Source organism: Pseudomonas sp. GL_093, assembly GCF_057837605.1.
This window is the reverse complement of sequence record NZ_CM174448.1, coordinates 467,494-492,999: the sequence shown is the minus strand read 5'-3', so window position 1 is coordinate 492,999 and position 25,506 is coordinate 467,494. Positions and strand designations below refer to the sequence as shown.

Below are 25,506 nucleotides of genomic sequence, written 5' to 3'. Positions count from 1 at the left end.
AGCCCGCTCCCACACTGGATCTGCGCCCTACACGAATCCCCTGTGGGAGCGAGCCTGCTCGCGATGCAGGCGCCTCGGTGTTTCAGGCGAAACCCAACATGCATAACCCCTGCGCAATCATCCCGGTCTACAACCACGAAACCGCCATCACCACGGTGGTCGATGCGGTACTCGCCAGCGGCCTGCCGTGCATTCTGGTGGACGATGCCAGCAGCCCGGCCTGCGCAAAGGTGCTCGATCAACTGGCCCTGCGCGACAAGGTGTTCCTGATCCGACTCGGCGCCAACCAGGGCAAGGGTGGCGCGGTCATGACCGGGTTTCGCGAAGCCTCGCGCCTGGGCTTCAGCCATGCCTTGCAGGTGGACGCCGACGGCCAGCACGATCTGCAAGACGTCCGGACCTTCATCGAACTGTCACGCGCCCATCCCGAGGCGGTGATCTGCGGCTATCCGCGATACGACGCCAGCGTGCCGAAAGGTCGCTTGTACGCCCGTTACCTGACTCACGTCATGGTCTGGATCAACACCCTGTCGTTGCAGATTCGCGATTCCATGTGCGGCTTCCGCGTCTATCCGCTGCCACCGACCCTGGCGCTGATCGATTCGGCGAAGATCGGCAAGCGCATGGACTTCGACTCGGACATTCTCGTGCGACTGGCCTGGCGCAATCTCCCCATGCAATGGCTGCAAACCAACGTCCATTACCCACTGGATGGCGTCTCGCATTTCCGCCTGTTCCACGACAACGTGCTGATTACGAGCATGCACACCCGGTTGTTCTTCGGCATGTTGCTGCGGGCGCCAGTGATTCTCTGGCGACGGTGGCGAGCATGAGCACAGACACGGAACACTGGGCTGACCGCCAGGAGCGCGGCAGCTTCTGGCTGATGAAGTTCACCGCGTTCTGCGCCAAAGTACTCGGGCGCAGGGTGTTGAGCCCGTTGCTGTACGGCATCGTTCTGTACTTTTTCCTGTTCGGTCGCAGTGCCCGTCACAGCGCCTGGCAATACCAGCAGAGGCTCGCCGACTGGAGTGGTCGCAATGAATTGCGCCCGACCCATTGGCGAGTGTTCGGCCAGTTCATGGCCTTCGCCGACTCCATGCTCGACAAGCTCGACGTCTGGAACGGCAAGTTGAGCATCGAGCAGATCGAAATCATCGACCCGGCCTTGCTGCGCAATCAACTGCGCGGCACCCGCGGGCAGATGCTGGTGGGCGCGCACCTGGGCAATCTCGAGGTGTGCCGCGCGCTGGCGGAGATCGGTGAAAAAGTCACGATGAACGTGCTGGTGCACACCAAGCACGCCGAGCAATTCAACCGCTTGCTCGGCGAAGCCGGCGCGACCAATTTGCGACTGATTCAGGTCAGCGAGCTGGACCCGCTGATCATGCTGCAACTCCATGAACGCCTGGAGCGCGGCGAGTGGCTGGCGATTGCCGGCGATCGCGTGCCGCTGCACGGCGGCCGCAGCGTGACGGTGGACTTCCTCGGCCATCAAGCCGCGTTCCCTCAGGGGCCATGGTTGCTGGCCGGTCTGCTGAAATGCCCGATCAACCTGATGCTGTGCCTGAAGAAACCGACGGGCGACTATCGACTGACCCTCGAACCGTTCGCCGAGGCCGTGGTGTGGAAGCGCAGCGACCGCGAGCAGGTCATTCATCAGTGGGCCTCCCGCTATGCCGAACGCTTGGGTCACTATTGCCTTGAAGCGCCCCAACAATGGTTCAACTTTTACCCTTTCTGGAAGACCGATGACGACGCCAACGCTTGAGCCGGTAACCTTCGGCGAACTCCCTTTGCGCATCGAAGACGTGCTGGCCCTGGCCAACCGTCAGGTGCCGACGCAGTTGCAAAGCGACCCTGCGTACCGCGAGCGTATTGCCAAGGGTGCGCGATTCCTGGACTCCTTGCTGGACAAGGAAGGCGTGATCTACGGCGTGACCACCGGTTACGGCGATTCCTGCGTGGTCGCGGTGCCGCTGCATCATGTCGAGGCATTGCCCCGTCATCTGTACACGTTCCACGGCTGCGGCCTGGGCAAACTGCTCGACGCTCAGGCCACTCGCGCGGTGCTGGCGGCACGTTTGCAGTCGCTGTGCCACGGCGTGTCCGGGGTGCGTGTGGAACTGCTGGAACGCCTGCAAGCCTTCCTCGAACACGACATTCTGCCGCTGATCCCGGAAGAGGGCTCGGTGGGCGCCAGCGGTGATCTGACGCCGCTGTCCTATGTCGCCGCAACACTGTCCGGTGAACGCGAAGTGATGTTCCGGGGTGAGCGCTGGCAAGCGGCCGACGTACACCGCGAACTGGGTTGGGAGCCGCTGGTTCTGCGCCCGAAAGAAGCATTGGCGCTGATGAACGGCACCGCCGTCATGACCGGTCTCGCGTGTCTGGCCTACGCCCGCGCCGATTACCTGCTGCAACTGGCGACTCGCATCACCGCGTTGAACGTGGTCGCCCTGCAAGGCAACCCCGAGCACTTCGACGAGCGCCTGTTCGCCACCAAGCCGCATCCGGGGCAAATGCAAGTCGCCGCGTGGCTGCGAAAGGATCTGGCGATCGACGCGCCGACCGCGCCACTGCATCGCCTGCAAGACCGTTATTCCCTGCGTTGCGCGCCCCACGTCCTCGGCGTGCTGGCCGACAGCCTGAACTGGCTGCGCTCGTTCATCGAAATCGAGCTCAACAGCGCCAACGACAACCCGATCATCGACGCCGAAGCCGAGCGCGTGCTACACGGCGGGCACTTCTACGGCGGCCACATTGCGTTCGCCATGGACAGCCTGAAAAACCTGGTGGCCAACGTCGCCGACCTGCTCGATCGTCAACTCGCCTTGCTGGTGGACGAGCGTTACAACCACGGCTTGCCGAGCAACCTGTCCGGCGCCACCGCAGATCGCGCGATGCTCAACCATGGCTTCAAAGCCGTGCAGATCGGCACCAGTGCCTGGACCGCCGAAGCGCTGAAAAACACCATGCCGGCCAGCGTCTTCTCGCGCTCCACCGAGTGCCACAACCAGGACAAAGTGAGCATGGGTACCATCGCCGCCCGCGATGCGATCCGTGTGCTGGAACTGACCGAACAGGTCGCCGCCGCCACCCTGCTGGCCGCCAACCAAGGCGTCTGGCTGCGCAGCAAGGCCGAGGATGCACGCCCATTGCCGCCAGCACTGGCCGCCATGCACGAAGAGTTGGCCAAGGACTTCCCGCCGGTCATCGAAGACCGCGCGCTGGAAGGTGAACTGCGCCTGTGCCTGCAACGCATCGCCGAGCAACACTGGAGGCTGCATGCGTAGCAAGGGAGTGCTTCACACCGATACGGAAATCCTCGTGCCGTTCTTTGATGTCGACACCATGAACGTCGTCTGGCATGGCCATTACATCAAATACCTGGAAGTCGCCCGCTGCGCGCTGCTGGACAAGATCGGCCACAACTACACGGCCATGGTCGAGTCTGGCTACGCGTGGCCAGTGATCGATCTGCAATTGCGTTATGTGCGCGGCGCCGTGTTCGGCCAAAAGCTCAACGTGCGCGCCAATCTGGTGGAATGGGAGAACCGTCTGAAGATCAGCTACCTGATCAGCGATCTGGAAACCGGCGAACGCTTGACCCGCGCCAGCTCCGTGCAGGTCGCCGTCGACATGAGCAGCCGCGAAATGCAGCTGGCCTCACCCAAGGTCTTCACCGACGCTGTTGAAAGGATGCTCGCATGACCCTGCTGAAAACCCTCTGTAGCAGCTGGCGAAGCCTGCGTTCGATTGCGCAGCAATCGCCCTGCATTTCTCCTGATGCACCGCAAGTTCAGGTTTTACGACGGCTTCGCCGCCGAACGCAGCCTCGCGGGCTCGGCAGCTGCTACCTGTTCGTGATGGCGCTGGGATTTACTTCGTTGGCGCAGGCTTTTGATTTGCAACAGCTCAGCGATCAACTGGCCAAGCCTGATGTGATCCACGGCAACTTCATCCAGGAAAAACACCTGCGCGCCCTGCCCCAGCCGCTGACCAGCAGGGGCACTTTCGTCCTCGCTAAAAACCACGGTTTGCTCTGGCTGCTGAAAACCCCGCTGCAACAGGATTACCGCATCAGCGCCAAAGGCATTGCCCGGCGTGATGCCAACGGGTGGCAAATGCTCCCGAGCAAGAGTGCCGGCGCCGAGCAGAACCGTTTGTTCCTCGCCGTACTGCAAGGCGACAGCAGCGGGTTGCAACGAGACTTCGAGCTTTCACTGAGCGGCGACGCACAGAACTGGAAGCTGACGCTGACCCCGCGCTCCATGCTGCTCAAGCAGGTGTTCACTCAGATCAACATTGCCGGCGGCGAACTGGTGCACAGCATCGAGCTGCTCGAAACTCAGGGTGACAGCACCCTCTTGCGCATGCAGGACAGCACCAGCGCCCAACCGTTGAGCGATGCGGAGCAACATGACTTTGCCGAGTGAACGGAGTCTTCCGCGGCTGTTTCTGATCCTGCTGCTGGCGGTGCTCGCGCTCGCCGGTTGGCAATGGCGTGACGGCGCCCCGCTGTCGGCCAACCTGATGGAACTGGTGCCGGGCACGGCGCCAGACGCGCTGGAACTGCGCGCAGAACAACGCATGCAAGAACCGCTGAACCGCGAAATGCTGGTGCTGGTCGGCCACACCGATCGCCAGCAAGCGGTCGCGATGGCGCAGAAACTGGGCGAGCAGTGGCAGGCCAGCGGCTTGTTCGAAAAGGTCCAGTGGAACCTGCAAGCCGACTTGCCGGCGCTGCGCACGCAATTGCTCAATGGCCGACTGGCGATGCTCTCAGCGGCTGACCGGCAGCAACTGATCGAGCACCCCGACGCCTTTATCCAGCAGCGAGTACAAGCGCTGTTCGACCCTTTCACCGGTTTCAGTCTGGTGCCGAGCCAGGATGACTGGGTGGGCCTGACCGGGCGCATCCAGAACAGCCAGCCGCAGCACGGTTCGGTGCAACTGGACATCGGCAGCGGTGCGCTGGTCGCCGATGCCGACGGCAAGAGTTGGGTGCTGCTGCGCTCGCGCACCACGGGCAATGCCTTCGACATGAACTTGCCGCTGCAAGTGGCCGACCTGCTCCAGCACAGCCGTGAAGAAGCCGCCCAGGCAAACGTTCAATTGCTTGCCGCCAGCGGCTTGCTCTATGCGGCCAGTGGGCAAAAGCAAGCCACCCGGGAGATGACCTGGGTCGGTGGTGGCGCCACGGTGGGCATTCTATTGCTGTTGCTGCTGGCCTTCCGGCGCTGGCGGGTGTTGCTGGCCTTCGTCCCGGTGCTGGTCGGCATGCTCTTCGGCGCGGTGGCCTGCGTGGCGCTGTTCGGCCATATGCATGTGATGACGCTGGTGCTCGGTTCGAGCCTGATCGGCGTGGCGGTCGATTACCCGCTGCATTACCTGTCCAAGAGCTGGAGCCTGAAACCCTGGCACAGTTGGCCGGCCCTGCGCCTGACGTTGCCAGGCCTGACGCTGAGCCTGATCACCAGTTGCATCGGTTACCTGGCCCTGGCCTGGACACCGTTCCCGGCGCTGACCCAGATTGCCGTGTTCTCTGCCGCCGGTCTGCTCGGCGCTTATTTGTCCGCCGTGTGCCTGCTGCCGGCACTGCTCAAGGGCACAGACCTGCGTCCAGCGCAGTGGCCGCTGCGGGTGTCCGAGTTTTTGCTGGGGCGCCGTGAAGCGTTGCTCAAACTCGCGAGCACGCCGGTGCTGCTGGCGCTGCTGATTGCCTTTTGTGTGGGCGGCCTGTTGCAGCTCGAGACCAAAAACGACATTCGCCAGTGGGTCGGCGCACCGCAGCAACTGACTGACGAAGCACAAACCATTGCACGCATCACCGGCTATCAACCCACCAGCCAGTTCTTCCTGGTGCGCGCCGCCAATCAGCAGCAACTGCTGGAACGCCAAACCGCGCTGAACGAGCGGCTGGATCAGTTGGTCAACCTGGAAAAACTCCAGGGTTATCTGTCGCTCAATCAACTGGTCAGCCAACCCAGCGAACAGCAGAAAGTGCGCGAGGCGCTGAACAAGTTGCCGCAGTTCTGGCAGCCGCTGCTCGATGTCGGCGTGCCGGCCGAGGCGCTGCAAGCAGAGCTAACGAAGTTGCAGGCACTGCCCACCGAAGACATCGACGCAGCGCTGCTCGGTCCGTTGGCGGAACCCTATCGCACGCTGTGGCTGGGACCGACCGATGACGGCGTAGCGGCGATGGTCAGTCTGCAAGGGTTGAACAACCCCTCTCTGCTGCGAGTCCAGGCATTGGATTTGCCGGGCGTAGAACTGGTGGATCGCCTCGGTGAATTGAACAAGGTGTTCGCCGACACCCAGATCAGTGCCGCAGAGCTGAAACTCGCTTCCTGTGCGCTGATCGTGCTGGTGCTGATCCTGCCGTTCGGCTTCGGCGGCGCGCTGCGGATCGTCGCCCTGCCGCTGCTGGCCGCGCTGTGCAGCCTGGCCAGTCTCGGCTGGCTGGGGCAACCACTGACGCTGTTCAGCCTGTTCGGCCTGCTGCTGGTGACGGCCATCAGCGTCGATTACGCGATCCTCATGCGCGAGCAGGTCGGCGGCGCTGCCGTGAGCCTGCTGGGCACCTTGCTGGCGGCGCTGACCACCTGGCTGTCGTTCGGTTTGCTGGCAGTGTCCAGCACACCGGCGGTGAGCAACTTTGGTCTGTCGGTGAGCCTGGGCCTGGCGTTCAGCTTCATCCTTGCGCCGTGGGCCGGACGCCAGATTCACGCCGCCCCGGTCGCGGAGTCAGCCACATGATGATCGCCGTGTTCTGGGTCATGGCCCTGGCGCTGTTCGCCGTGGCCACCCGTGTCGGTCGTCACTTCGGCGTGATCCCGATTGTCAGCCAGTTGCTGCTGGCCACCTTCGGCCTGCCGCTGCTGATGTACTTCTGGATCGAACCCCAGTGGCAATTGAGCGGCGCCGCGCTGGTCGCGCCGGCCTGGCTGAAAAACCTCTACAGCCTGGGCTTTGCCTTGTTGCTGGGGCACATTCTCAGTGACGTGATCGACCTGCGACTCGACCGTCAGAGCCTGAAAATCGCCCTGCCGAGTTTCTGCATTCCATTTGCCTGCGGCCTCGCGACTGCAGTGTGGCTGTTACCGCCGCAACCCTGGATCAGTTCCCTGGCCGTCGGCCTGCTGTTCGCCATCACCGCGATTCCGGTGTTGTATCTGTACCTGCGGCACATCAAATACCCGCCTGCCGCCACCCGGCGACTGGTGCAGACCGCCATCCTCATCGACCTCACCTGCTGGACCCTGTTCGCCATCGCCCAAGGCAGCCTGCACCTGAGCAGCCTCTTGCTGCCGCTGGCCGGCGCCTGCCTACCGTTGCTGCTGCGTCTGCTCCGCTTGCGCCAACCGTTGCTGCACAGCGGTTGCTTTTTCGTACTGCTGGTCGTGGCGGAACACTTCAAGCTCAATGCGCTGATTTTCGGCATCGGTTACCTGCTGTGGATGGCCGCGCTCAAAGTGCCGCTGGTGCTGCCGTTGCCGGTGATCTGGATGAGCCACTTGCAGACGTATATTGCGATCCCGCTGATCCTCACGTTCGGCATCGTGCAGATCAACGTCCACGCGGCCATGGCCAGCCTCGGCTGGGTGCAACTGGCGGCACTGCTGCTGTTCCCGATTGCCAGCAAACTGCTGGGCAACTGGCTGGGCCTCGGCTGGGCCGGCGCGTCGTTTGAAGGCGCCAGTCGCTGGCGGGAAAGTGTCTTGCTGAACATTCGTGGCTTGAGCGAGATCGTCTTTCTCAACCTGCTGCTGCAACAACAACTCATCAGCCCGGCGCTGTACTTCGCGCTGATGGTGATGGGCCTGATCGCGACACTGCTGCCGGCACTCGCCGGTATGCACCGAACCCCTCTGAACATCGCCGTCCCGGCAAGGAGCCCCCGTGCCAACAGTTGAAATGGAACATCGCCAGGTCGTGGTTATCGGTGCAGGTCCGTCGGGCGCCATCGCCGCCGCGTTGCTCAAGCGCAAAGGTCACGACGTATTGATGATCGAGCGCCAGCATTTCCCAAGGTTTTCCATCGGTGAAAGCCTGCTGTCCCACTGCCTGGATTTCGTCGAAGAAGCCGGCATGCTCGAGGCAGTGAACGCCGCCGGATTCCAGTTGAAAAACGGTGCGGCATTCGCTTGGGGCGAGCAATACAGCGCCTTTGATTTCGGCGAGACGTTCAGCAACGGCAAGCCGACCACCTTCCAGGTCCAGCGTGCCGATTTCGACAAGCTGCTGGCCGATCAGGCCGCGCTGCAAGGCGTTGACGTTCGTTACGGCGAAGCCATCGTCAGCGTCGATTTCAGCCTGCCGAAACCGCAGCTCGACGTGCTTCGAGAAGACGGCAGTCAGTACCGCGTCGAAGCCGATTTCGTGCTGGATGCCAGCGGCTATGGCCGTGTGTTGCCGCGCTTGCTCGACCTTGAAGCACCGTCGGATTTCCCGGTGCGCCAGGCCGTGTTCACCCACGTCGAAGACCACATCGACAGCCCGACCTTCGAGCGGGAAAAAATCCTCATCACCACCCATCCGATCCACCGCGATATCTGGTTCTGGACCATCCCGTTCAGCAACGGCCGTTGCTCGGTGGGCGTGGTCGCGGCAGCCGAACACTTCGAAGGCCGCATGGAGAACCTGGACGAGTGCCTGCGTGGGTTTATCGCTGAAACCCCAAGCCTGGCCAGTGTGTTGAACAACGCCGTGTGGGATACGCCTGCTCGAACCATCGGCGGCTATTCGGCCAACGTCAAAACCCTCCACGGACCAGGCTTTGCCCTGCTCGGCAACGCGGCGGAATTTCTCGACCCGGTGTTCTCCTCCGGCGTGACCATCGCCATGCGCTCGGCGAGCATGGCCGCCGGGGTTCTGCATCGCCAACTGCAAGGCGAAAGTGTCGATTGGCAGACTGAGTTCGCCATCCCGCTCAAGCGCGGCGTCGACACGTTCCGTTGCTACGTCGAAGGCTGGTACGCCGGGACGTTCCAGGACGTGATTTATCACGTGGGCGGCTCGCCCGATATTCGCCGCATGATCAGCTCGATTCTGGCCGGGTATGCCTGGGACGAGCGCAATCCGTTCGTCGCCGAACCCAAACGCCGGCTGCGGATGCTCTCGGAGCTCTGTGCAAAGGACGCCACATGAGCTACTTGAGCGACACTTACGTCGAAGAAACCCGCTTTGGTCTCTGGTTCCTGCGCAGCCACACCTGGCAGCACCATGTTCTGCGAGTGGCAATCAGCGATTTGCGTAGCCTGTTCAGCGAAACACCGCCGAGCAACCCAGTGCTGCTGGATGCCGGTTGTGGTCAGGGCAAGTCGTTCCAATACCTGCGTCAGACCTTTGCCCCCCAGCGCCTGATCGGTCTGGACGCTGACCCTCACAGCCTGAAGCTGGCCGGCGAAGAAGCCGTCCGTCAGGGCATGGCCGTTGAGTTGACCGGCAGCGACTGCGCGAGTATCAACGTCCCGGACGCCAGCGTCGATCTGCTGTTCTGTCACCAGACCTTCCATCATCTGGTGCAGCAGGAACAGGCACTGGCCGAGTTCTACCGCGTGCTCAAGCCCGGTGGCTATCTGCTGTTCGCCGAATCCACCGAGGCTTACATTGATACCTGGGTGATTCGCTGGTTGTTCCGCCACCCGATGCACGTGCAAAAGAGCGCCGCTGGGTATCTGGACATGATTCGCCAGCAGGGTTTCGAACTCGGCCCGCAAAACGTGTCTTATCCATACTTGTGGTGGAGCCGCGCCAAGGATTTCGGCCTGTTTGAACGCTTGGGTCTGCGCCGGCCAAAGCCCTTTGGCCAACGGGAAGAAACCCTGGTCAATGTGGTCGCGCGCAAACCCCTTGAAGGTGCTGTTTGATGTTTAGTGCAACTCAAACCTGTGGGAGCGAGCCTGCTCGCGATAGCGGTGTGTCAGTCAACAATAGTGTTGGATCTGCTGACGCATTCGCGAGCAGGCTCGCTCCCACAGGGGTAGCGGGCATCCTGAGATTTTTGCTCCTCGGCGCGGTCCTGTTGCTGAGCGCCTGCGCCAGCCGGGCGCCGCTGCCCGAGCAAACCCCGAACCTGTCGTTGCCGCTGCAATTGCACATCCAGCGTCTGGTGGCCGACCAACGTCAGGACTGGGTGCTGGTGATCCAGCGTGAAGGCCCTGGCATTCGCTGGTCGATGATGGACTTGCTGGGCATTCCCCAGGCACGCCAGAAACTGGTCGATGGCGAGTGGCAGGCTGATGGTCTGCTGCCGCCTAATCCGGAAGCGCGAGAACTGTTCGCCGCGCTGCTGTTTGCGCTGACCCCCAAAGATGAACTGTCGGGCAACTACCCCGCCGCTTGGCAGCATGGCTCGCAACGGTCCTTGCCAGCGCACTGGGAAGTCCGCTACTCACAACCCATGAGCTTTGAATTGAACCTGCCCAAAGGCCCGAAATATCAAGTCACGCCGCTCAGTGGGGACACACCATGACGGCCTACCTGAATGCCCTCGGGGTGATCTGCGCCCTGGGCCGTGACAAGTCCGAAGTCACCCGCAACCTGTTTGCCGGTGACTGTTCGGGCATGCGCAATGAGGCCGGCTGGGTGGCGGAACGGTCATTGCCCGTGGCCGCGGTCCGCGGCGAACTGGCGCCGATCCCGGCTGAGCTTGCGCCGCAAGACACCCGTAATAATCAATTGCTGCTGGAAGCCGCGCTGCAAATTCGCGAAGACATCGACCAGGCGATCCAGACCTACGGCCGCGACCGCATCGGTATCGTTCTGGGCACCAGCACCTCGGGCATCGACGAAGCCAGTCGCGGCCTGGCCCATTACATCCGCGAGCATCAGTTCCCGGCCGATTACGACTACCAACAGCAGGAACTCGGCGCGCCGGCGAACTTCCTCGCCGACTGGCTGCAACTGAGCGGCCCGGCCTATGTGATTTCCACGGCCTGCACCTCCAGCGCCCGGGCGTTGATGAGTGCTCAGCGACTGCTGGACCTGGGCATTTGCGATGCGGTGCTGTGCGGCGGTGTCGACAGCCTGTGCAAGCTGACCCTCAATGGGTTCTCGGCGCTGGAAGCGGTGTCCGGACAACGCTGCAACCCGTTTTCGGTGAACCGTAACGGCATCAACATTGGCGAAGCGGCGGTGCTGTTTTTGATGAGCAAAAATGTCGGCGACAGCCAGCCGATTGCCCTGCTCGGCAGTGGCGCCAGCTCCGATGCACATCACATTTCCGCACCGGAACCCAGCGGCCGCGGCGCCCTGCAAGCGATGCGCAAAGCCTTGAACCGAGCAGAATTGCAGCCGCAACAGATCGATTACCTGAACCTGCACGGCACCGCCACTCAACACAACGACGCCATGGAAAGCCTGGCGGTGGCGACGTTGTTCCCGGCGGGGGTGCCTTGTTCGTCGACCAAACCCATGACCGGCCACACCCTCGGGGCGGCCGGCGCTCTGGAAGCGGCGTTCTGCTGGTTGAGCCTGAGTGCAGGCAATCGCGAGCACGCCCTGCCGCCTCACGTCTGGGACGGCCAACCGGATCCCCAATTGCCAGCCCTGAATTGGGTGACCCCGGCCAATCGCCTGACGTCCATTGCACCTCGCTATCTGATGAGCAACTCCTTTGCCTTCGGTGGCAACAACGTCAGCCTGATTATCGGAGACGCCCCATGATTGACTGGCCGATCGCCGAACTGCTGCCGCACGCTGGCGACATGATCTTCATCGAGCAGATCCTGTCGTTCGATGACGAGCAGATTTACACCCGCCTCACGGTCAGACCCAATGGCCTGTTCAACCGCCCGGATGGCAGCCTTCCGGCCTGGGTCGGCATCGAACTGATGGCCCAGAGCGTCGCCGCCTACGCCGGTTGCCACGCGCGCCAGCGTGGCGATGCGGTGGAGCTGGGGTTTCTGCTCGGCACCCGCAAATTCGAATGCAACGTCGAGCACTTCCCCGCCGGCACCGAGCTGACCATCCACGGCATCCGCTCACTGGAAGACGACAACGGCATGGGCGTGTTCGAATGCCACATCACCGCCCCCGGCATTCACGCCACCGCTCGTCTGAACGTGTTCCGTCCGCCTCAGGCCGCTCAATACCTTCATGAAACCCAAGGAACCCAGCCATGACTGAATCCGTACTGATCACCGGTTCCAGCCGTGGCATCGGCCGCGCCATCGCTTTGCGTCTGGCTCAGGCCGGGCATGACATCGTGCTGCATTGCCGCAGTGGCCTGGCGGACGCTGAAGCCGTGAAGGCCGAAATCGAAGCCTTGGGGCGCAACGTGCGCATTCTGCAATTCGACGTGTCCGATCGCGCCAACTGCAAAGCCATTCTCGAAGCCGACGTGGAAACCCACGGCGCCTATTACGGCGTGGTGCTGAACGCCGGCCTGACCCGCGACGGTGCTTTTCCGGCCTTGAGCGAGGATGATTGGGACGTGGTGATGCGCACCAACCTCGACGGTTTCTACAACGTGCTGCACCCGGTGATGATGCCGATGATTCGTCGTCGCGCGGCCGGACGGATTGTTTGCATCACCTCGGTTTCCGGGTTGATCGGCAACCGTGGCCAGGTCAACTACAGCGCCTCCAAGGCCGGTTTGATCGGCGCGGCGAAGGCGTTGGCGATCGAGTTGGGCAAGCGCAAAATTACCGTTAACTGTGTCGCACCCGGCTTGATCGACACCGCGATGCTCGATGAAAACGTGCCGGTGGAAGAAATGATGAAAATGATCCCCGCACAACGCATGGGCACCCCGGAAGAGGTGGCCAGCGCGGTGAATTTCCTGATGTCGGCGGAAGCGTCCTACATCACCCGGCAGGTTCTGGCCGTTAACGGAGGCCTGTGCTGATGAAGCGCGTCGTCGTCACCGGCATGGCCGGCATCACCTCACTGGGCAGCGATTGGGACACCATCGTCGGCAACTTCGCGGCCAACCGCAGCGGTATCCGCCGGATGGACGAGTGGGACCGCTTCACCGAACTCAACACACGCCTGGCAGGGCCGATCGACGACTTCAAAGTGCCGAGCCACTGGACCCGCAAGCAACTGCGCAGCATGGGCCGGGTTTCGCGCCTGGCGGTCGGTGCGGCAGAACAGGCATTGGCCGATGCCGGGCTGTTGGGTGACGAATCGATCAAGGACGGGCGCATGGGCGTTTCCTGCGGCTCATCCACCGGCAGCACCGACGAGATCAAGGCGTTCGGCAACATGCTGCTCAATTCGGTGGCCGAGGGCCTGAACGCCAACTCTTATGTGCGCATGATGCCGCACACCACGGCGGCGAATATCAGCATCTTCTTCGGCCTCACCGGCCGGCTGATCCCGACCTCCAGCGCTTGCACCAGCGGCAGCCAGGGCATCGGTTATGCCTACGAGTCGGTCAAGTTTGGTCGCCTGCCACTGATGCTCGCCGGCGGCGCCGAAGAACTGTGCCCGACCGAAGCGATGGTCTTCGATGCGCTCTACGCCACCAGCCTGAAAAACGATGCGCCGCAGACTTCCCCTCGCCCCTACGACAGCGGCCGCGATGGCCTGGTGATCGGTGAAGGCAGCGGCATGCTGGTGCTCGAAGAACTCGAACACGCATTGGCTCGCGGTGCACACATCCACGCCGAACTCGTCGGTTTCGGCAGCAACGCCGACGGCCAGCACGCCACCCGCCCAGAGCAGGTCACCATGCGCCGGGCCATGGAGCTGGCGCTGGAAGACGCCGGGCTGCAACCTTCAGACATCGGCTACGTGAATGGTCACGGCACAGCCACTGAACAGGGCGACATTGCCGAAACACTGGCAACGAGCGCGTTGTTCGGCGAGCACATGCCGATCAGCTCGCAGAAGAGTTTCCTCGGTCACACCCTCGGAGCCTGCGGTGCGCTGGAATCCTGGTTCAGCATCGAAATGATGAACCGCGACCTGTACGTCCACACCCTCAACCTCGACGACGTCGACCCGCACTGCGGCAAGCTCGATTACCTGCGCGGAGAATTCCGCCAGATGAGCAACCAGTACGTGATGAACAATAATTTTGCGTTTGGTGGCGTTAATACTTCGCTGATCTTTCGGCGCTGGTCGTAACAGGGAAGTAGGTGATTGATCCTTCCCACGCAGGAGCGGGGGAAGGATCAGTCAATCCCATCTACACTCGCTGAATCAGACCGCATGCACCCAGCCTGCTCGAATCGATAACGCTGATACGTCGCATGACTCGCCGCTCTCTTTCACCGTCAAGGAGATGACCATGCAAGTGAAAGCCCTGATCGCCGCGTTACTGTTCGGCCTGCTGCCCAGCGCCAGCCAGGCGACCAATCTGATGTACTTGCCTTTTGAGACAGTCCTGTCCAATGCGATCCGCGCCGGGCGGCTCGATGGCAGCGTGAGGTTCTACCTGGCCGGCAACGGACCGACGGAGCACCTTCAAGTGTTGCGCACGAATGTCGTCAGCGACTGGCCCACCAATGCCTCCAACAAGAGCGATTTCGATGCCTGCGAGTGGGCAGTGCAATCGACGTTGATCGAGTTGCAAGCAGAAGCAAAGCGGGTCGGGGCGAATGCGGTGACCAACATCGTGAGTTATTACGATCAGCATGTGCGCAAGGACCTGAACACCTATGAGTGCCGGGCCGGAGTGTTTGTGGCGCGAGTAGCGTTGCGCGGGGATTTGGTACGGATGCAGTGAACGGGACCACCCCCGCGATTTACGCAGGGGTCGCCCAGTCGCTTACTGAGCTTGAATCAATTTGCTTTCAGCGACGCCAGCGCGACCTGTCTTGTCGTCGACGACTTGCAGGTTGTTGCGCGCCTTGATGAAGCCCACTTTCACTTCCTGCCAGACAAAGTAGTTCTTGCCGGCTTCCATTCAACGATTTCCGTAACGTCAGAAACGACAAAGGGCGCCTTTCGGCGCCCCTTCACAAACAGGTCGGCTTGTCATCGCCCTGTACCTGTCTGGCTCTGCGATAGCTGCTTACCCAGGATCCTCAGAGTCTCACCAGCCCCTTTCGGGAACGATCAGTTGTGTAGCTGCTTACTAGGTTGGATCGAGGTTATCCAACACACGGTTTACTGCGAGTTCTCCCAGCATGATCGACTGTTGAATCCCCAGCAGTGTGTTGCTTTGCGATCCCTTCAGATACCTCGCGAAGTCACTCGCCATGACATTCGCTGATGCCAGCGATTCACAGGCGTATTCCAGCAAAGTTTGGTTGTCGATATCGGCGGCGATGAGGAAGATTTTGCTTGGTTGGCGTGGAGCATCCGGATCGGTGTCCGGTAGGTTTGTTGTTGCATTCGTCATGTTTCGGCTACCTACAAAGTGGAGCCACCGATTCGCTACTAATCAAAAGGGTGGCAGCCGTACGCAGGTTAGTAGACCGGGAAACACGAACCGGCGCGCCCGAGAGCGCCCTACGCACAGCTACCATCAAAGTGCAGGCATGAAATTACCTGACTGTCCGGCATGCAAATGCGCATCGTGTAAACACAGGCTACTAAACCCGATCACTGGAAATCAGTGATGCGAACGAAGTTACCGATGCCCCCCAAAGCGCACAAGCCGGCGGATTCTGGAGTAGTTGTAGGCAATGCCGCAAGGCGCTGTGGCCTGTTCAAGGTAGTTCGGAAATGTCCTACACCCTTCAGCGAAGCGTCCGTTATGGCATAGGCAACTGCACCATTTTTGGTGAGATTGCGGACGCTTTCGCGAGCAGGCTCGCTCCCACAGTAGATAGCTGGTAGAGCAGAAATCGTGTTCACACCGCAAAACCCTGTGGGAGCGAGCCTGCTCGCGAATGACTGCGAAGCAGTCACGTCTTCAACGGCTCGACCTTACGCGTCAACAACTCCACAAACGCCTTGGCCATCGGCGACTTCTGATCCTTGCGCTGCACCAGCCACACCGCCGATACAGCCTCAGGATCGAGCAGAGGCCGATAGACCACCCCTTCGATCCGCATCCGCTGATAAGACGCCGGCAGCACGGATACACCCAACCCCGCCGCCACTAACCCGATAATCGTCATCGCCTCGCCCGCCTCCTGGGCAAAGTGCGGACTGAAGCCGGCATCCCGCGCCAGGCTGAGCAATTGTGCGTACAGACCACTGCCATAACTGCGTGGGAAAAATACGAAGGGCTCGAGGGCCAGGGCTGACAGAAATAAGCCGTCCTCACTATCGGTCACTAATGGATGCTTGGAACTGAGCACCGCCACCAGTGGCTCACGCATCAGTTCCACCACGCTGAGCGAGTCCGGCAACCCAAGCGGCCGCATGATCCCGACTTCAATCGACTCATCCACCAACGCATCGGCAACCTGGGTGCTGCTCATCTCCCGCAGGTTCAGGTGCACCGCCGGGAATCGCTGGCGAAATGAAAAAATCGCCTGGGGGATGGTCGAGTTGAACGGCGCTGACGAGGTGAAGCCAATCTTCAGTTCACCCAGCTCACCCAACTGCGCCCGCCGTGCAACATCCGCCGCCTTGTCGACCTGCGCCAACACCAGCCGCGCCTCTTCCAGAAACAGCCGGCCGGCTTCACTGAGTTCGACCCGACGATTGGTGCGCTCGAACAATCGCGCGCCCACCTCCTGCTCCAGCGCCTGAATCTGCTGACTCAGCGGCGGTTGCGAGATGCCCAGCACCTGGGCGGCGCGGCCGAAGTGCAGTTCTTCGGCAACGGCGATGAAGTAGCGCAGGTGACGCAATTCCATGAAAACTCCATTAGGTCGTTAAACCTATCAAACAGGTCGAACAATATATTGGATTGAATCATTAGGCAGCTATATGCTTTTTTCATTGCCTGACCGGCTGCGTCCTCCGAGGTCCGAAGTGAAAACTGCTGTCGCTCCACTTGCCCATGAAGTTCCGCCCGCAGCGGTGGACGATGTTGTCGCCGAATTAAAGGAGATCTACATCGAAAAAGGCACACCGATGTTCATGCGCACGGTACTGGCGCTGTTCTCCGGCGGCTTCGCGACCTTCGCCCTGCTCTATTGCGTGCAGCCGATGATGCCGCTGCTGTCCCATGAGTACTCCATCAACGCCGCCCAGAGCAGCCTGATCCTGTCGGTCGCCACCGGCATGCTCGCCATCGGTCTGCTGATCACCGGCCCGATCTCTGATCGCATCGGGCGCAAACCGGTTATGGTCGCCGCGCTGTTCGCCGCCGCGCTCTGCACAATCGCCAGCTCAATGATGCCTAGCTGGCACGGCGTGCTGGTGATGCGGGCGCTGATCGGGTTGTCGTTGAGCGGTCTGGCAGCAGTCGCCATGACTTACTTGAGCGAAGAGATCCACCCGCAACACATCGGCCTGGCCATGGGTTTGTACATCGGCGGCAACGCGATTGGCGGGATGTGCGGACGCTTGATTACCGGTGTGTTGATCGACTTCGTCAGCTGGCACACGGCGATGCTGGTGATCGGCGGTCTGGCCCTGATTGCAGCGGCGGTGTTCTGGAAAATCCTTCCCGAGTCGCGCAACTTCCGCGCGCGCTCATTGCACCCGCGAAGCTTGATTGACGGCTTCACCATGCACTTTCGCGACGCCGGTCTGCCGCTGCTGTTCCTTGAAGCCTTCGTGCTGATGGGCGCGTTCGTCACCCTCTTCAACTACATCGGCTATCGCCTGCTGGCCGAGCCGTATCACATGGATCAAGCCTTCGTCGGGCTGCTCTCGGTGGTGTATCTGTCGGGTATCTACAGCTCGGCGAAGATCGGTTCGCTGGCTGACAAACTGGGTCGCCGCAAAGTGCTGTGGGCAACCATCGTGCTGATGATCGCCGGTCTTGCCCTGACTATGCTTACGCCACTGCCGGTGGTGATTATTGGCATGCTGATCTTTACCTTCGGCTTCTTCGGCGCCCATTCGGTGGCGAGTAGCTGGATTGGGCGTCGTGCGATCAAGGCCAAGGGGCAAGCGTCTTCGCTTTATCTGTTCAGCTATTACGCCGGGTCGAGCATCGCCGGGACGGCGGGCGGGGTGTTCTGGCACATGGGCGGGTGGAACGGGATCGGGTTGTTCATTGGCGGGTTGCTGGTGATTGCGCTGCTGGTGGCGTTGAAACTGGCGAAGTTGCCGCCGCTCGGCGGTGTAAAGGCTTAAACACAAATATCCAGTCATCCATAAACAACTGTGGGAGCGAGCTTGCTCGCGATGGCGGCATAACAGCCAACTTAGGTGTTGAATGTTATGGCCTCATCGCGAGCAGGCTCGCTCCCACATTTAAAACCGGGTGTTTGTTAACCCGCAACGATCACTCGTGATACTGCGCCGACAGTTCATGCACCGCGCGCAGGAAGGCGCCGGCGTGTTCCGGGTCGACTTCAGGCGTGATGCCATGGCCGAGGTTGAACACGTGGCCGCTGCCCTTGCCGTAACTGGCGAGGATGCGGCCGACTTCGGTGCGAATGGCTTCTGGCTTGGCGTACAGCACGGTTGGGTCCATGTTGCCTTGCAGGGCGACTTTGCTGCCGACGCGATCACGGGCGCTGCCAATGTCGCAGGTCCAGTCCAGGCCGAGCGCATCAGCGCCAGCGTCGGCAATGCTTTCGAGCCACAGGCCGCCGTTCTTGGTGAACAGGATGACCGGCACTTTGCGACCTTCGTGTTCTCGGATCAGGCCGCTGACGATTTTGCGCATGTAAGCCAGGGAGAACTCCTGGTACGCCGCCGCCGAGAGGCTGCCGCCCCAACTATCGAAGATCTGTACCGCTTGCGCCCCGGCCATGATCTGGCCGTTGAGGTAGCTGGTGACCGTCTGCGCGAGCTTATCCAGCAGCAAGTGCAAGGCTTGCGGGTTGTCGTAGAGCATGGTTTTGGTCTTGCGGTAGTCTTTCGACGAGCCGCCTTCGACCATGTAGGTGGCCAGGGTCCATGGGCTGCCGGCGAAGCCGATCAGCGGCACGCGGCCGTTCAGTTCGCGGCGGATGGTGCTGACCGCGTCCATGACGTAGCCGAGGTCTTTGTGCGGATCAGGAATCGGCAGCGCTTCGATGTCAGCCAGGGTGCTGACGACTTTCTTGAAGCGCGGACCTTCACCGGTTTCGAAGTACAGGCCTTGGCCCATGGCATCGGGGATGGTCAGGATGTCGGAGAACAGGATCGCCGCGTCCAGTTGTGGGTAGCGGTCGAGCGGCTGCATCGTGACTTCGCAAGCGAACTCCGGGTTCATGCACAGGCTCATGAAGTCGCCGGCCTTGGCACGGCTGGCGCGGTATTCCGGCAGGTAGCGACCGGCCTGACGCATCATCCAGACAGGCGTGACGTCTACGGGTTGCTTGAGCAGGGCGCGAAGGAAACGGTCGTTCTTCAGGGCAGTCATGTCGGCATCCGGAAAAAAAGTGCGGGCATTTTCTCAGAGCGCGACGCAAAAGGCACGGTTGCAGGTCAGCCTTTTGTCTATCGGGTCAATTTGTCGCGGTGGAACACAGCTTTCGCAACACCACAAAACAACTGTGGGAGCGAGCCTGCTCGCGAAGAGGGCTTCACATTCAACATCTCTGTTGACTGATCCACCGCTTTCGCGAGCAGGCTCGCTCCCACATTTTGACCGTATTGCAGATCAGGATCGCAGTTAGACGCCCAGGTAATCCAGGATCCCTTCGGCGGCATTGCGGCCTTCGAAGATCGCCGTTACCACCAGGTCAGAACCGCGAACCATGTCGCCACCGGCGAAGATTTTCGGGTTGCTGGTCTGGTGCTTGTACTGACCTTGTTCCGGGGCCACAACGCGGCCCTGGCTGTCGGTCTGGATGCTGTGCTGTTCGAACCACGACGCAGGGCTCGGACGGAAACCGAACGCGATGACCACGGCATCAGCCGGGATGATCTCTTCGGAACCCGGAATCGGCTCAGGGCTGCGACGGCCGCGGGCGTCCGGTTCGCCGAGACGGGTCTCGACCACCTTCACGCCTTCGACGCGGTCTTCACCGACGATCGCGATTGGCTGGCGGTTGTAGAGGAATTTCACGCCTTCTTCCTTGGCGTTCTTCACCTCTTTGCGCGAGCCCGGCATGTTCGCTTCGTCACGACGATAAGCACAGGTCACCGACTTGGCGCCCTGGCGAATCGACGTACGGTTGCAGTCCATCGCCGTATCGCCGCCACCCAGTACCACCACCTTCTTGCCTTTCATGTCGACGAAATCTTCCGGCGACTTTTCAAAGCCCAGGTTGCGGTTGACGTTGGCGATCAGGAAGTCCAGCGCGTCATGCACGCCCGGCAAATCTTCACCGGCAAAGCCGCCCTTCATGTAGGTGTAGGTGCCCATGCCCATGAACACGGCATCGTACTCTTCGAGCAGTTGCTCGACGGTCACGTCCTTGCCCACTTCGGTGTTCAGACGGAACTCGATGCCCATGCCGGTGAAGACTTCGCGGCGATTGCTCAGCACGGTCTTTTCCAGCTTGAACTCAGGGATGCCGAAGGTCAGCAGACCACCGATTTCCGGGTTCTTGTCGAACACCACCGGGGTCACGCCGCCGCGTACCAGCACGTCGGCACAGCCTAGACCTGCCGGGCCTGCGCCGATCACCGCAACACGCTTGCCGGTCGGTATGACCTTGGACATGTCCGGGCGCCAGCCCATGGCGAACGCGGTGTCGGTGATGTACTTCTCGACCGAACCGATGGTCACCGCGCCGAAGCCGTCGTTGAGGGTGCAGGCACCCTCGCACAGACGATCCTGCGGGCACACCCGGCCGCACACTTCCGGCAGGGTGTTGGTCTGGTGCGACAGCTCGGCAGCCTGGAGGATGTTGCCCTCGGCTACCAGCTTCAGCCAGTTCGGAATGAAGTTGTGCACCGGGCACTTCCATTCGCAATACGGGTTACCGCAACCCAGGCAGCGGTGGGCCTGATCGGCCGAATGCTGGGGTTTGAAGGGTTCGTAGATCTCCACGAACTCTTTCTTGCGTTGACGCAACAGTTTCTTCTTCGGATCCTTGCGCCCGACATCGATGAACTGGAAGTCGTTATTCAGACGTTCAGCCATTGTTAAAACCTCATCAAACTCTTCAGGCGCATATCACTGCGGGTTGGCACGGGTGCTGGAAAGCAACGATTTCAGGTTGGCAGCCTTGGGCTTGACCAGCCAGAAACGACGCAGATAGTCATCAAGGTTTTCAGCGAGGTTACGACCCCACTCGCTGTCGGTTTCCTCGACGTATTCGTTCAGCACGCGTTGCAGGTGGCTGCGATAGGCTTCCATCGCCTCACCGCTGATCCGCTGGATTTCCACCAGTTCGTGGTTGACCCGGTCAACGAAGGTGTTGTCCTGGTCGAGCACGTAGGCGAAACCGCCGGTCATGCCTGAGCCGAAGTTGTAACCGGTCTTGCCCAATACGCAGACGAAACCACCGGTCATGTACTCGCAGCAGTGATCGCCAGTGCCTTCCACCACGGTGTGAGCACCGGAGTTACGCACCGCGAAACGCTCGCCCGCGGTACCGGCGGCGAACAGCTTGCCGCCAGTGGCGCCGTACAGGCAGGTGTTGCCGATGATGGCACTGTCCTGAGTCTTGTAGACGCTGCCCTTCGGCGGAACGATGACCAGCTTGCCGCCGGTCATGCCTTTGCCGACGTAGTCGTTGGCGTCGCCTTCCAGGTACATGTTCAGGCCGCCAGCGTTCCACACACCGAAGCTCTGACCGGCCGTCCCTTTGAAGCGGAAGGTGATCGGCGCATTCGCCATGCCTTGGTTGCCGTGCTTGCGAGCGATTTCACCGGAGATCCGCGCGCCGATCGAACGGTCGCAGTTGCAGATATCCAGGGCGAAATCGGCGCCGCTCATGTCGTTGATGGCCGAAGTGGCCAGGTCGACCATTTTCTCGGCCAGCAGGCCTTTGTCGAACGGCGGGTTGCGGTCGACCTGGCAGAACTGAGGCTTGTCTGCCGGGATGTGATCGCTGCCCAGCAATGGCGTCAGGTCCAGGTGTTGTTGCTTGGCGGTCTGGCCTTCGAGGATGTCCAGCAGATCGGTACGGCCGATCAGCTCTTCGAGGGAGCGCACGCCCAGCTTGGCCAGCCACTCACGGGTTTCTTCGGCGACGTAGGTGAAGAAATTCACCACCATGTCGACGGTCCCGATGTAGTGATCCTTGCGCAGCTTCTCGTTCTGAGTCGCGACGCCGGTGGCGCAGTTGTTCAGGTGGCAGATACGCAGGTATTTGCAGCCCAGCGCGATCATTGGCGCGGTGCCGAAGCCGAAGCTTTCAGCGCCGAGAATGGCCGCCTTGATCACGTCGAGGCCGGTTTTCAGGCCGCCGTCGGTTTGTACCCGCACTTTGCCGCGCAGGTCGTTGCCGCGCAGGGTCTGGTGAGTTTCGGCCAGGCCGAGTTCCCACGGAGCGCCCGCGTATTTGATCGAGGTCAGCGGCGATGCACCGGTGCCGCCGTCGTAGCCGGAGATGGTGATCAAGTCCGCGTAGGCCTTGGCCACACCGGCGGCGATGGTACCGACGCCTGCTTCTGCTACCAGCTTCACCGAGACCAGGGCCTTCGGGTTGACTTGTTTCAGGTCGAAAATCAGCTGCGACAAGTCTTCGATCGAATAGATGTCGTGGTGCGGTGGAGGCGAGATCAGGGTCACGCCCGGCACTGCGTAACGCAGCTTGGCGATCAGACCGTTGACCTTGCCGCCTGGCAGCTGACCACCTTCGCCGGGCTTGGCGCCCTGAGCGACTTTGATCTGCAGCACTTCAGCGTTGACCAGGTATTCCGGGGTCACACCGAAACGGCCAGTCGCAACCTGTTTGATTTTTGAGCTCTTGATGGTGCCGTAACGCGCCGGGTCTTCGCCGCCTTCGCCGGAGTTGGAACGCGCACCGAGGCGGTTCATGGCTTCGGCCAGGGCTTCGTGGGCTTCCGGCGACAAGGCGCCGAGGGAGATGCCCGCAGAGTCAAAGCGCTTGAGCACCGATTCCAGCGGTTCGATCTCGCTGATGTCCAGCGGCGTGTCCAGGGTCTTGACCTTGAACATGTCACGGATCATCGACACCGGACGGTTGTCCACCAGCGCCGTGTATTCCTTGAACTTGCTGTAGTCGCCCTGCTGCACAGCGGCTTGCAGGGTGTTGACCACGTCCGGGTTGTACGCGTGATATTCGCCGCCGTGGACGAACTTCAGCAAACCGCCCTGCTGGATTGGCTTGCGCGGGCTCCAGGCTTCGGCCGCCAGGGCTTTCTGCTCGGCTTCGATGTCGACGAAACGCGCGCCCTTGATGCGGCTTGGCACGCCACGGAAGCTCAGGTCGCAGACTTCTTCAGACAGGCCGATGGCTTCGAACAACTGCGCACCGCGGTACGACGTGATGGTCGAGATGCCCATCTTCGACAGGATCTTCAGCAGGCCTTTGGTGATGCCTTTGCGGTAGTTCTTGAACACCTCATAGAGGTCGCCCAGCACTTCACCGGTACGGATCAGGTCGCCCAGCACTTCGTAGGCCAGGAACGGATAGACCGCCGAGGCGCCGAAACCGATCAATACCGCAAAGTGATGCGGATCGCGAGCGGTGGCGGTTTCCACGAGGATGTTGGAGTCGCAACGCAGGCCTTTTTCGGTCAAGCGGTGGTGCACCGCGCCGGTGGCCAGGGAAGCGTGGATCGGCAACTTGCCCGGGGCAATGTGACGGTCACTCAGCACGACCTGGGTACGACCGGAGCGCACGGCTTCTTCAGCCTGATCGGCGACGTTGCGGATGGCCGCTTCGAGGCCGACGCTTTCGTCGTAGTTGAGGTCGATGATCGCGCGCTCGAAGCCCGGACGATCGAGGTTCATCAGCGAGCGCCACTTGGCCGGGGAAATGACCGGCGAGCTGAGGATCACGCGCGAGGCGTGTTCCGGTGACTCCTGGAAGATGTTGCGCTCAGCACCGAGGCAGATCTCCAGCGACATGACGATGGCTTCGCGCAGCGGGTCGATCGGCGGGTTGGTCACCTGCGCGAACTGCTGGCGGAAATAGTCGTACGGCGTGCGCACGCGCTGGGACAGCACGGCCATCGGCGTATCGTCGCCCATCGAACCCACGGCTTCGTAGCCTTGCTCGCCGAGCGGACGCAGCACCTGATCACGTTCTTCGAAAGTGACCTGGTACATCTTCATGTACTGCTTGAGCTGGTCGACGTCGTAGAACGCCGAACCGTGGTCGTTGTCTTCCATGGTCGCCTGAATGCGCAGGGCATTCTTGCGCAGCCATTGCTTGTACGGATGACGCGACTTCAAGCGGTTGTCGATCGCATCGGTATCGAGGATCTGGCCAGTTTCGGTGTCCACGGCGAAGATCTGACCCGGGCCAACGCGGCCCTTGGCGATCACGTCTTCAGGCTGGTAGTTCCAGACACCGATTTCCGAGGCCAGGGTGATGAAACCGTTCTTGGTGGTAACCCAACGCGCCGGACGCAGACCGTTACGGTCGAGCAGGCACACCGCGTAACGACCGTCGGTCATTACCACGCCGGCCGGGCCGTCCCACGGTTCCATGTGCATCGAGTTGTATTCGTAGAACGCACGCAGGTCCGGGTCCATGGTTTCGACGTTCTGCCACGCCGGCGGAATGATCATCCGCACACCACGGAACAGGTCGATACCACCGGTGACCATCAGCTCAAGCATGTTGTCCATGCTGGAGGAGTCGGAACCGACACGGTTGACCAGCGGGCCGAGTTCTTCCAGGTCCATCAGATCATTGGTGAACTTGGTGCGACGGGCCACTGCCCAGTTGCGGTTGCCGGTGATGGTGTTGATCTCGCCGTTGTGGGCGAGGAAGCGGAACGGCTGAGCCAGCGGCCATTTCGGCAGGGTGTTGGTCGAGAAGCGCTGGTGGAACACGCAAATCGAGGTTTGCAGGCGCTGGTCGCTGAGGTCTGGATAGAAGGCGGTCAAATCCGCCGGCATCATCAGGCCTTTATAAATGATGGTCTTGTGCGAAAAGCTGCAGACGTAGTGATCGGCGTCGGCGGCGTTGGCCACGGACGAGCGACGACGGGAGGTGAACAGCTTGACGGCCATGTCCTGATCGCTCAGGCCATCACCGGCGATGAACACTTGCTCGATCTGCGGCAGGCGCTCAAGGGCCAGGCGGCCAAGGACGCTGGTGTCGATCGGCACTTTGCGCCAGCCGACGAGGGTCAGGCCAGCAGCGAGAATCTCGCGGTTCATGTTTTCGCGAGCAGCTTCGGCTTTGACCGGGTCCTGGTTGAAGAAGACCATGCCCACCGCATATTGCTTGGGCAGTTCGACGCCGAAGGTTTCCTGGGCGATGGCTCGCAGGAACACATCCGGCTTTTGAATCAGCAGACCGCAACCGTCACCGGTCTTGCCGTCGGCGTTGATCCCACCGCGGTGGGTCATGCAGGTCAGGGCCTCGATGGCCGTTTGCAAAAGGGTATGACTGGGCTCGCCCTGCATATGGGCTATCAGGCCGAAACCGCAGTTATCCTTGAATTCATCTGGTTGGTACAGACCTGCTTTCATAGACACTTTCTCACCAGGCTGCCTCTTGTCGA

Annotated in this window: 22 protein-coding genes; 16 read left to right on the top strand and 6 right to left on the bottom strand. The window is 61.3% G+C overall.

Annotated features, from left to right (window positions below; translation table 11 throughout):
- Positions 1-98 precede the first annotated feature (98 nt).
- The 15 genes from AC3IUE_RS02205 (at position 99) to AC3IUE_RS02135 (ending at position 14,683) form a co-directional block, all read left to right on the top strand.
- The gene (locus AC3IUE_RS02205) at positions 99-833 is read left to right on the top strand and encodes a glycosyltransferase family 2 protein (protein WP_462000544.1); all 735 of its coding nucleotides are present in this window, start codon (positions 99-101) and stop codon (positions 831-833) included.
- Positions 830-1,771 (top strand): lysophospholipid acyltransferase family protein, encoded by a 942-nt coding sequence (locus AC3IUE_RS02200; protein ID WP_056741219.1) that lies wholly within the window; start codon positions 830-832, stop codon positions 1,769-1,771. The genes AC3IUE_RS02205 and AC3IUE_RS02200 overlap by 4 nt, the downstream gene beginning before the upstream one ends.
- Positions 1,752-3,296: an HAL/PAL/TAL family ammonia-lyase gene (locus tag AC3IUE_RS02195; protein ID WP_046053978.1), complete on the top strand. Its 1,545-nt coding sequence runs from the start codon at positions 1,752-1,754 to the stop codon at positions 3,294-3,296. Before AC3IUE_RS02200 ends, AC3IUE_RS02195 begins: the two co-directional genes overlap by 20 nt.
- The gene (locus AC3IUE_RS02190) at positions 3,289-3,714 is read left to right on the top strand and encodes an acyl-CoA thioesterase (protein ID WP_033055401.1); all 426 of its coding nucleotides are present in this window, start codon (positions 3,289-3,291) and stop codon (positions 3,712-3,714) included. Before AC3IUE_RS02195 ends, AC3IUE_RS02190 begins: the two co-directional genes overlap by 8 nt.
- Positions 3,715-3,869: 155 nt before the next feature.
- The gene (locus AC3IUE_RS02185; RefSeq protein ID WP_489268742.1) at positions 3,870-4,439 is read left to right on the top strand and encodes an outer membrane lipoprotein carrier protein LolA; all 570 of its coding nucleotides are present in this window, start codon (positions 3,870-3,872) and stop codon (positions 4,437-4,439) included.
- A complete protein-coding gene (locus tag AC3IUE_RS02180) occupies positions 4,423-6,762 on the top strand; it encodes an MMPL family transporter (RefSeq protein WP_489265289.1) in 2,340 nt (779 codons plus the stop codon). Before AC3IUE_RS02185 ends, AC3IUE_RS02180 begins: the two co-directional genes overlap by 17 nt.
- A complete protein-coding gene (locus AC3IUE_RS02175) occupies positions 6,759-7,919 on the top strand; it encodes a cation:proton antiporter (RefSeq protein ID WP_489265287.1) in 1,161 nt (386 codons plus the stop codon). Before AC3IUE_RS02180 ends, AC3IUE_RS02175 begins: the two co-directional genes overlap by 4 nt.
- Entirely contained in the window at positions 7,906-9,153 is a 1,248-nt protein-coding gene (locus AC3IUE_RS02170; RefSeq protein ID WP_489265285.1) for an NAD(P)/FAD-dependent oxidoreductase, read from the top strand. The genes AC3IUE_RS02175 and AC3IUE_RS02170 overlap by 14 nt, the downstream gene beginning before the upstream one ends.
- Entirely contained in the window at positions 9,150-9,875 is a 726-nt protein-coding gene (locus AC3IUE_RS02165) for a class I SAM-dependent methyltransferase (RefSeq protein WP_056741210.1), read from the top strand. Before AC3IUE_RS02170 ends, AC3IUE_RS02165 begins: the two co-directional genes overlap by 4 nt.
- Positions 9,875-10,480 carry a hypothetical protein gene (locus AC3IUE_RS02160; RefSeq protein ID WP_489265284.1) on the top strand — a complete coding sequence of 202 codons (606 nt, stop codon included), beginning with the start codon at positions 9,875-9,877 and terminating at the stop codon, positions 10,478-10,480. Before AC3IUE_RS02165 ends, AC3IUE_RS02160 begins: the two co-directional genes overlap by 1 nt.
- Positions 10,477-11,673: a beta-ketoacyl-[acyl-carrier-protein] synthase family protein gene (locus tag AC3IUE_RS02155; RefSeq protein ID WP_462000538.1), complete on the top strand. Its 1,197-nt coding sequence runs from the start codon at positions 10,477-10,479 to the stop codon at positions 11,671-11,673. The genes AC3IUE_RS02160 and AC3IUE_RS02155 overlap by 4 nt, the downstream gene beginning before the upstream one ends.
- Positions 11,670-12,131: a hotdog family protein gene (locus AC3IUE_RS02150; protein WP_046053972.1), complete on the top strand. Its 462-nt coding sequence runs from the start codon at positions 11,670-11,672 to the stop codon at positions 12,129-12,131. The genes AC3IUE_RS02155 and AC3IUE_RS02150 overlap by 4 nt, the downstream gene beginning before the upstream one ends.
- Positions 12,128-12,856, top strand: a complete 729-nt coding sequence (gene fabG, locus AC3IUE_RS02145) for a 3-oxoacyl-ACP reductase FabG (RefSeq protein ID WP_046045628.1) — start codon at positions 12,128-12,130, stop codon at positions 12,854-12,856. The genes AC3IUE_RS02150 and fabG overlap by 4 nt, the downstream gene beginning before the upstream one ends.
- A complete protein-coding gene (locus tag AC3IUE_RS02140; protein ID WP_489265281.1) occupies positions 12,856-14,082 on the top strand; it encodes a beta-ketoacyl-ACP synthase in 1,227 nt (408 codons plus the stop codon). Before fabG ends, AC3IUE_RS02140 begins: the two co-directional genes overlap by 1 nt.
- A gap of 163 nt (positions 14,083-14,245) precedes the next feature.
- Complete coding sequence (locus tag AC3IUE_RS02135; protein WP_415758244.1) at positions 14,246-14,683, top strand: excinuclease; 438 nt, start codon at positions 14,246-14,248, stop codon at positions 14,681-14,683.
- Between the two features lie 42 nt (positions 14,684-14,725).
- On the opposite strand, the gene AC3IUE_RS02130 is transcribed toward AC3IUE_RS02135, so the two are convergent.
- The 3 genes from AC3IUE_RS02130 to AC3IUE_RS02120 form a co-directional block, all read right to left on the bottom strand.
- On the bottom strand, positions 14,726-14,863 hold the full coding sequence (locus AC3IUE_RS02130; protein ID WP_489265279.1) for a hypothetical protein: 138 nt from the start codon (positions 14,861-14,863) through the stop codon (positions 14,726-14,728).
- A gap of 171 nt (positions 14,864-15,034) precedes the next feature.
- Complete coding sequence (locus AC3IUE_RS02125; RefSeq protein ID WP_489265277.1) at positions 15,035-15,301, bottom strand: DUF6124 family protein; 267 nt, start codon at positions 15,299-15,301, stop codon at positions 15,035-15,037.
- 508 nt (positions 15,302-15,809) lie between these two features.
- A complete protein-coding gene (locus tag AC3IUE_RS02120; RefSeq protein ID WP_489265275.1) occupies positions 15,810-16,712 on the bottom strand; it encodes a LysR family transcriptional regulator in 903 nt (300 codons plus the stop codon).
- Between the two features lie 166 nt (positions 16,713-16,878).
- Here AC3IUE_RS02120 and AC3IUE_RS02115 point away from each other — a divergent pair, with 166 nt between their 5' ends.
- Complete coding sequence (locus AC3IUE_RS02115; protein ID WP_489268740.1) at positions 16,879-18,105, top strand: MFS transporter; 1,227 nt, start codon at positions 16,879-16,881, stop codon at positions 18,103-18,105.
- Positions 18,106-18,256: 151 nt separating this feature from the next.
- On the opposite strand, the gene hemE is transcribed toward AC3IUE_RS02115, so the two are convergent.
- The 3 genes from hemE to gltB form a co-directional block, all read right to left on the bottom strand.
- Complete coding sequence (gene hemE / locus AC3IUE_RS02110; RefSeq protein ID WP_056741195.1) at positions 18,257-19,324, bottom strand: uroporphyrinogen decarboxylase; 1,068 nt, start codon at positions 19,322-19,324, stop codon at positions 18,257-18,259.
- 252 nt (positions 19,325-19,576) lie between these two features.
- Complete coding sequence (locus AC3IUE_RS02105; RefSeq protein WP_008149580.1) at positions 19,577-20,995, bottom strand: FAD-dependent oxidoreductase; 1,419 nt, start codon at positions 20,993-20,995, stop codon at positions 19,577-19,579.
- A gap of 33 nt (positions 20,996-21,028) precedes the next feature.
- Positions 21,029-25,474, bottom strand: a complete 4,446-nt coding sequence (gltB, locus tag AC3IUE_RS02100; protein WP_046045623.1) for a glutamate synthase large subunit — start codon at positions 25,472-25,474, stop codon at positions 21,029-21,031.
- Between the last annotated feature and the right edge of the window lie 32 nt (positions 25,475-25,506).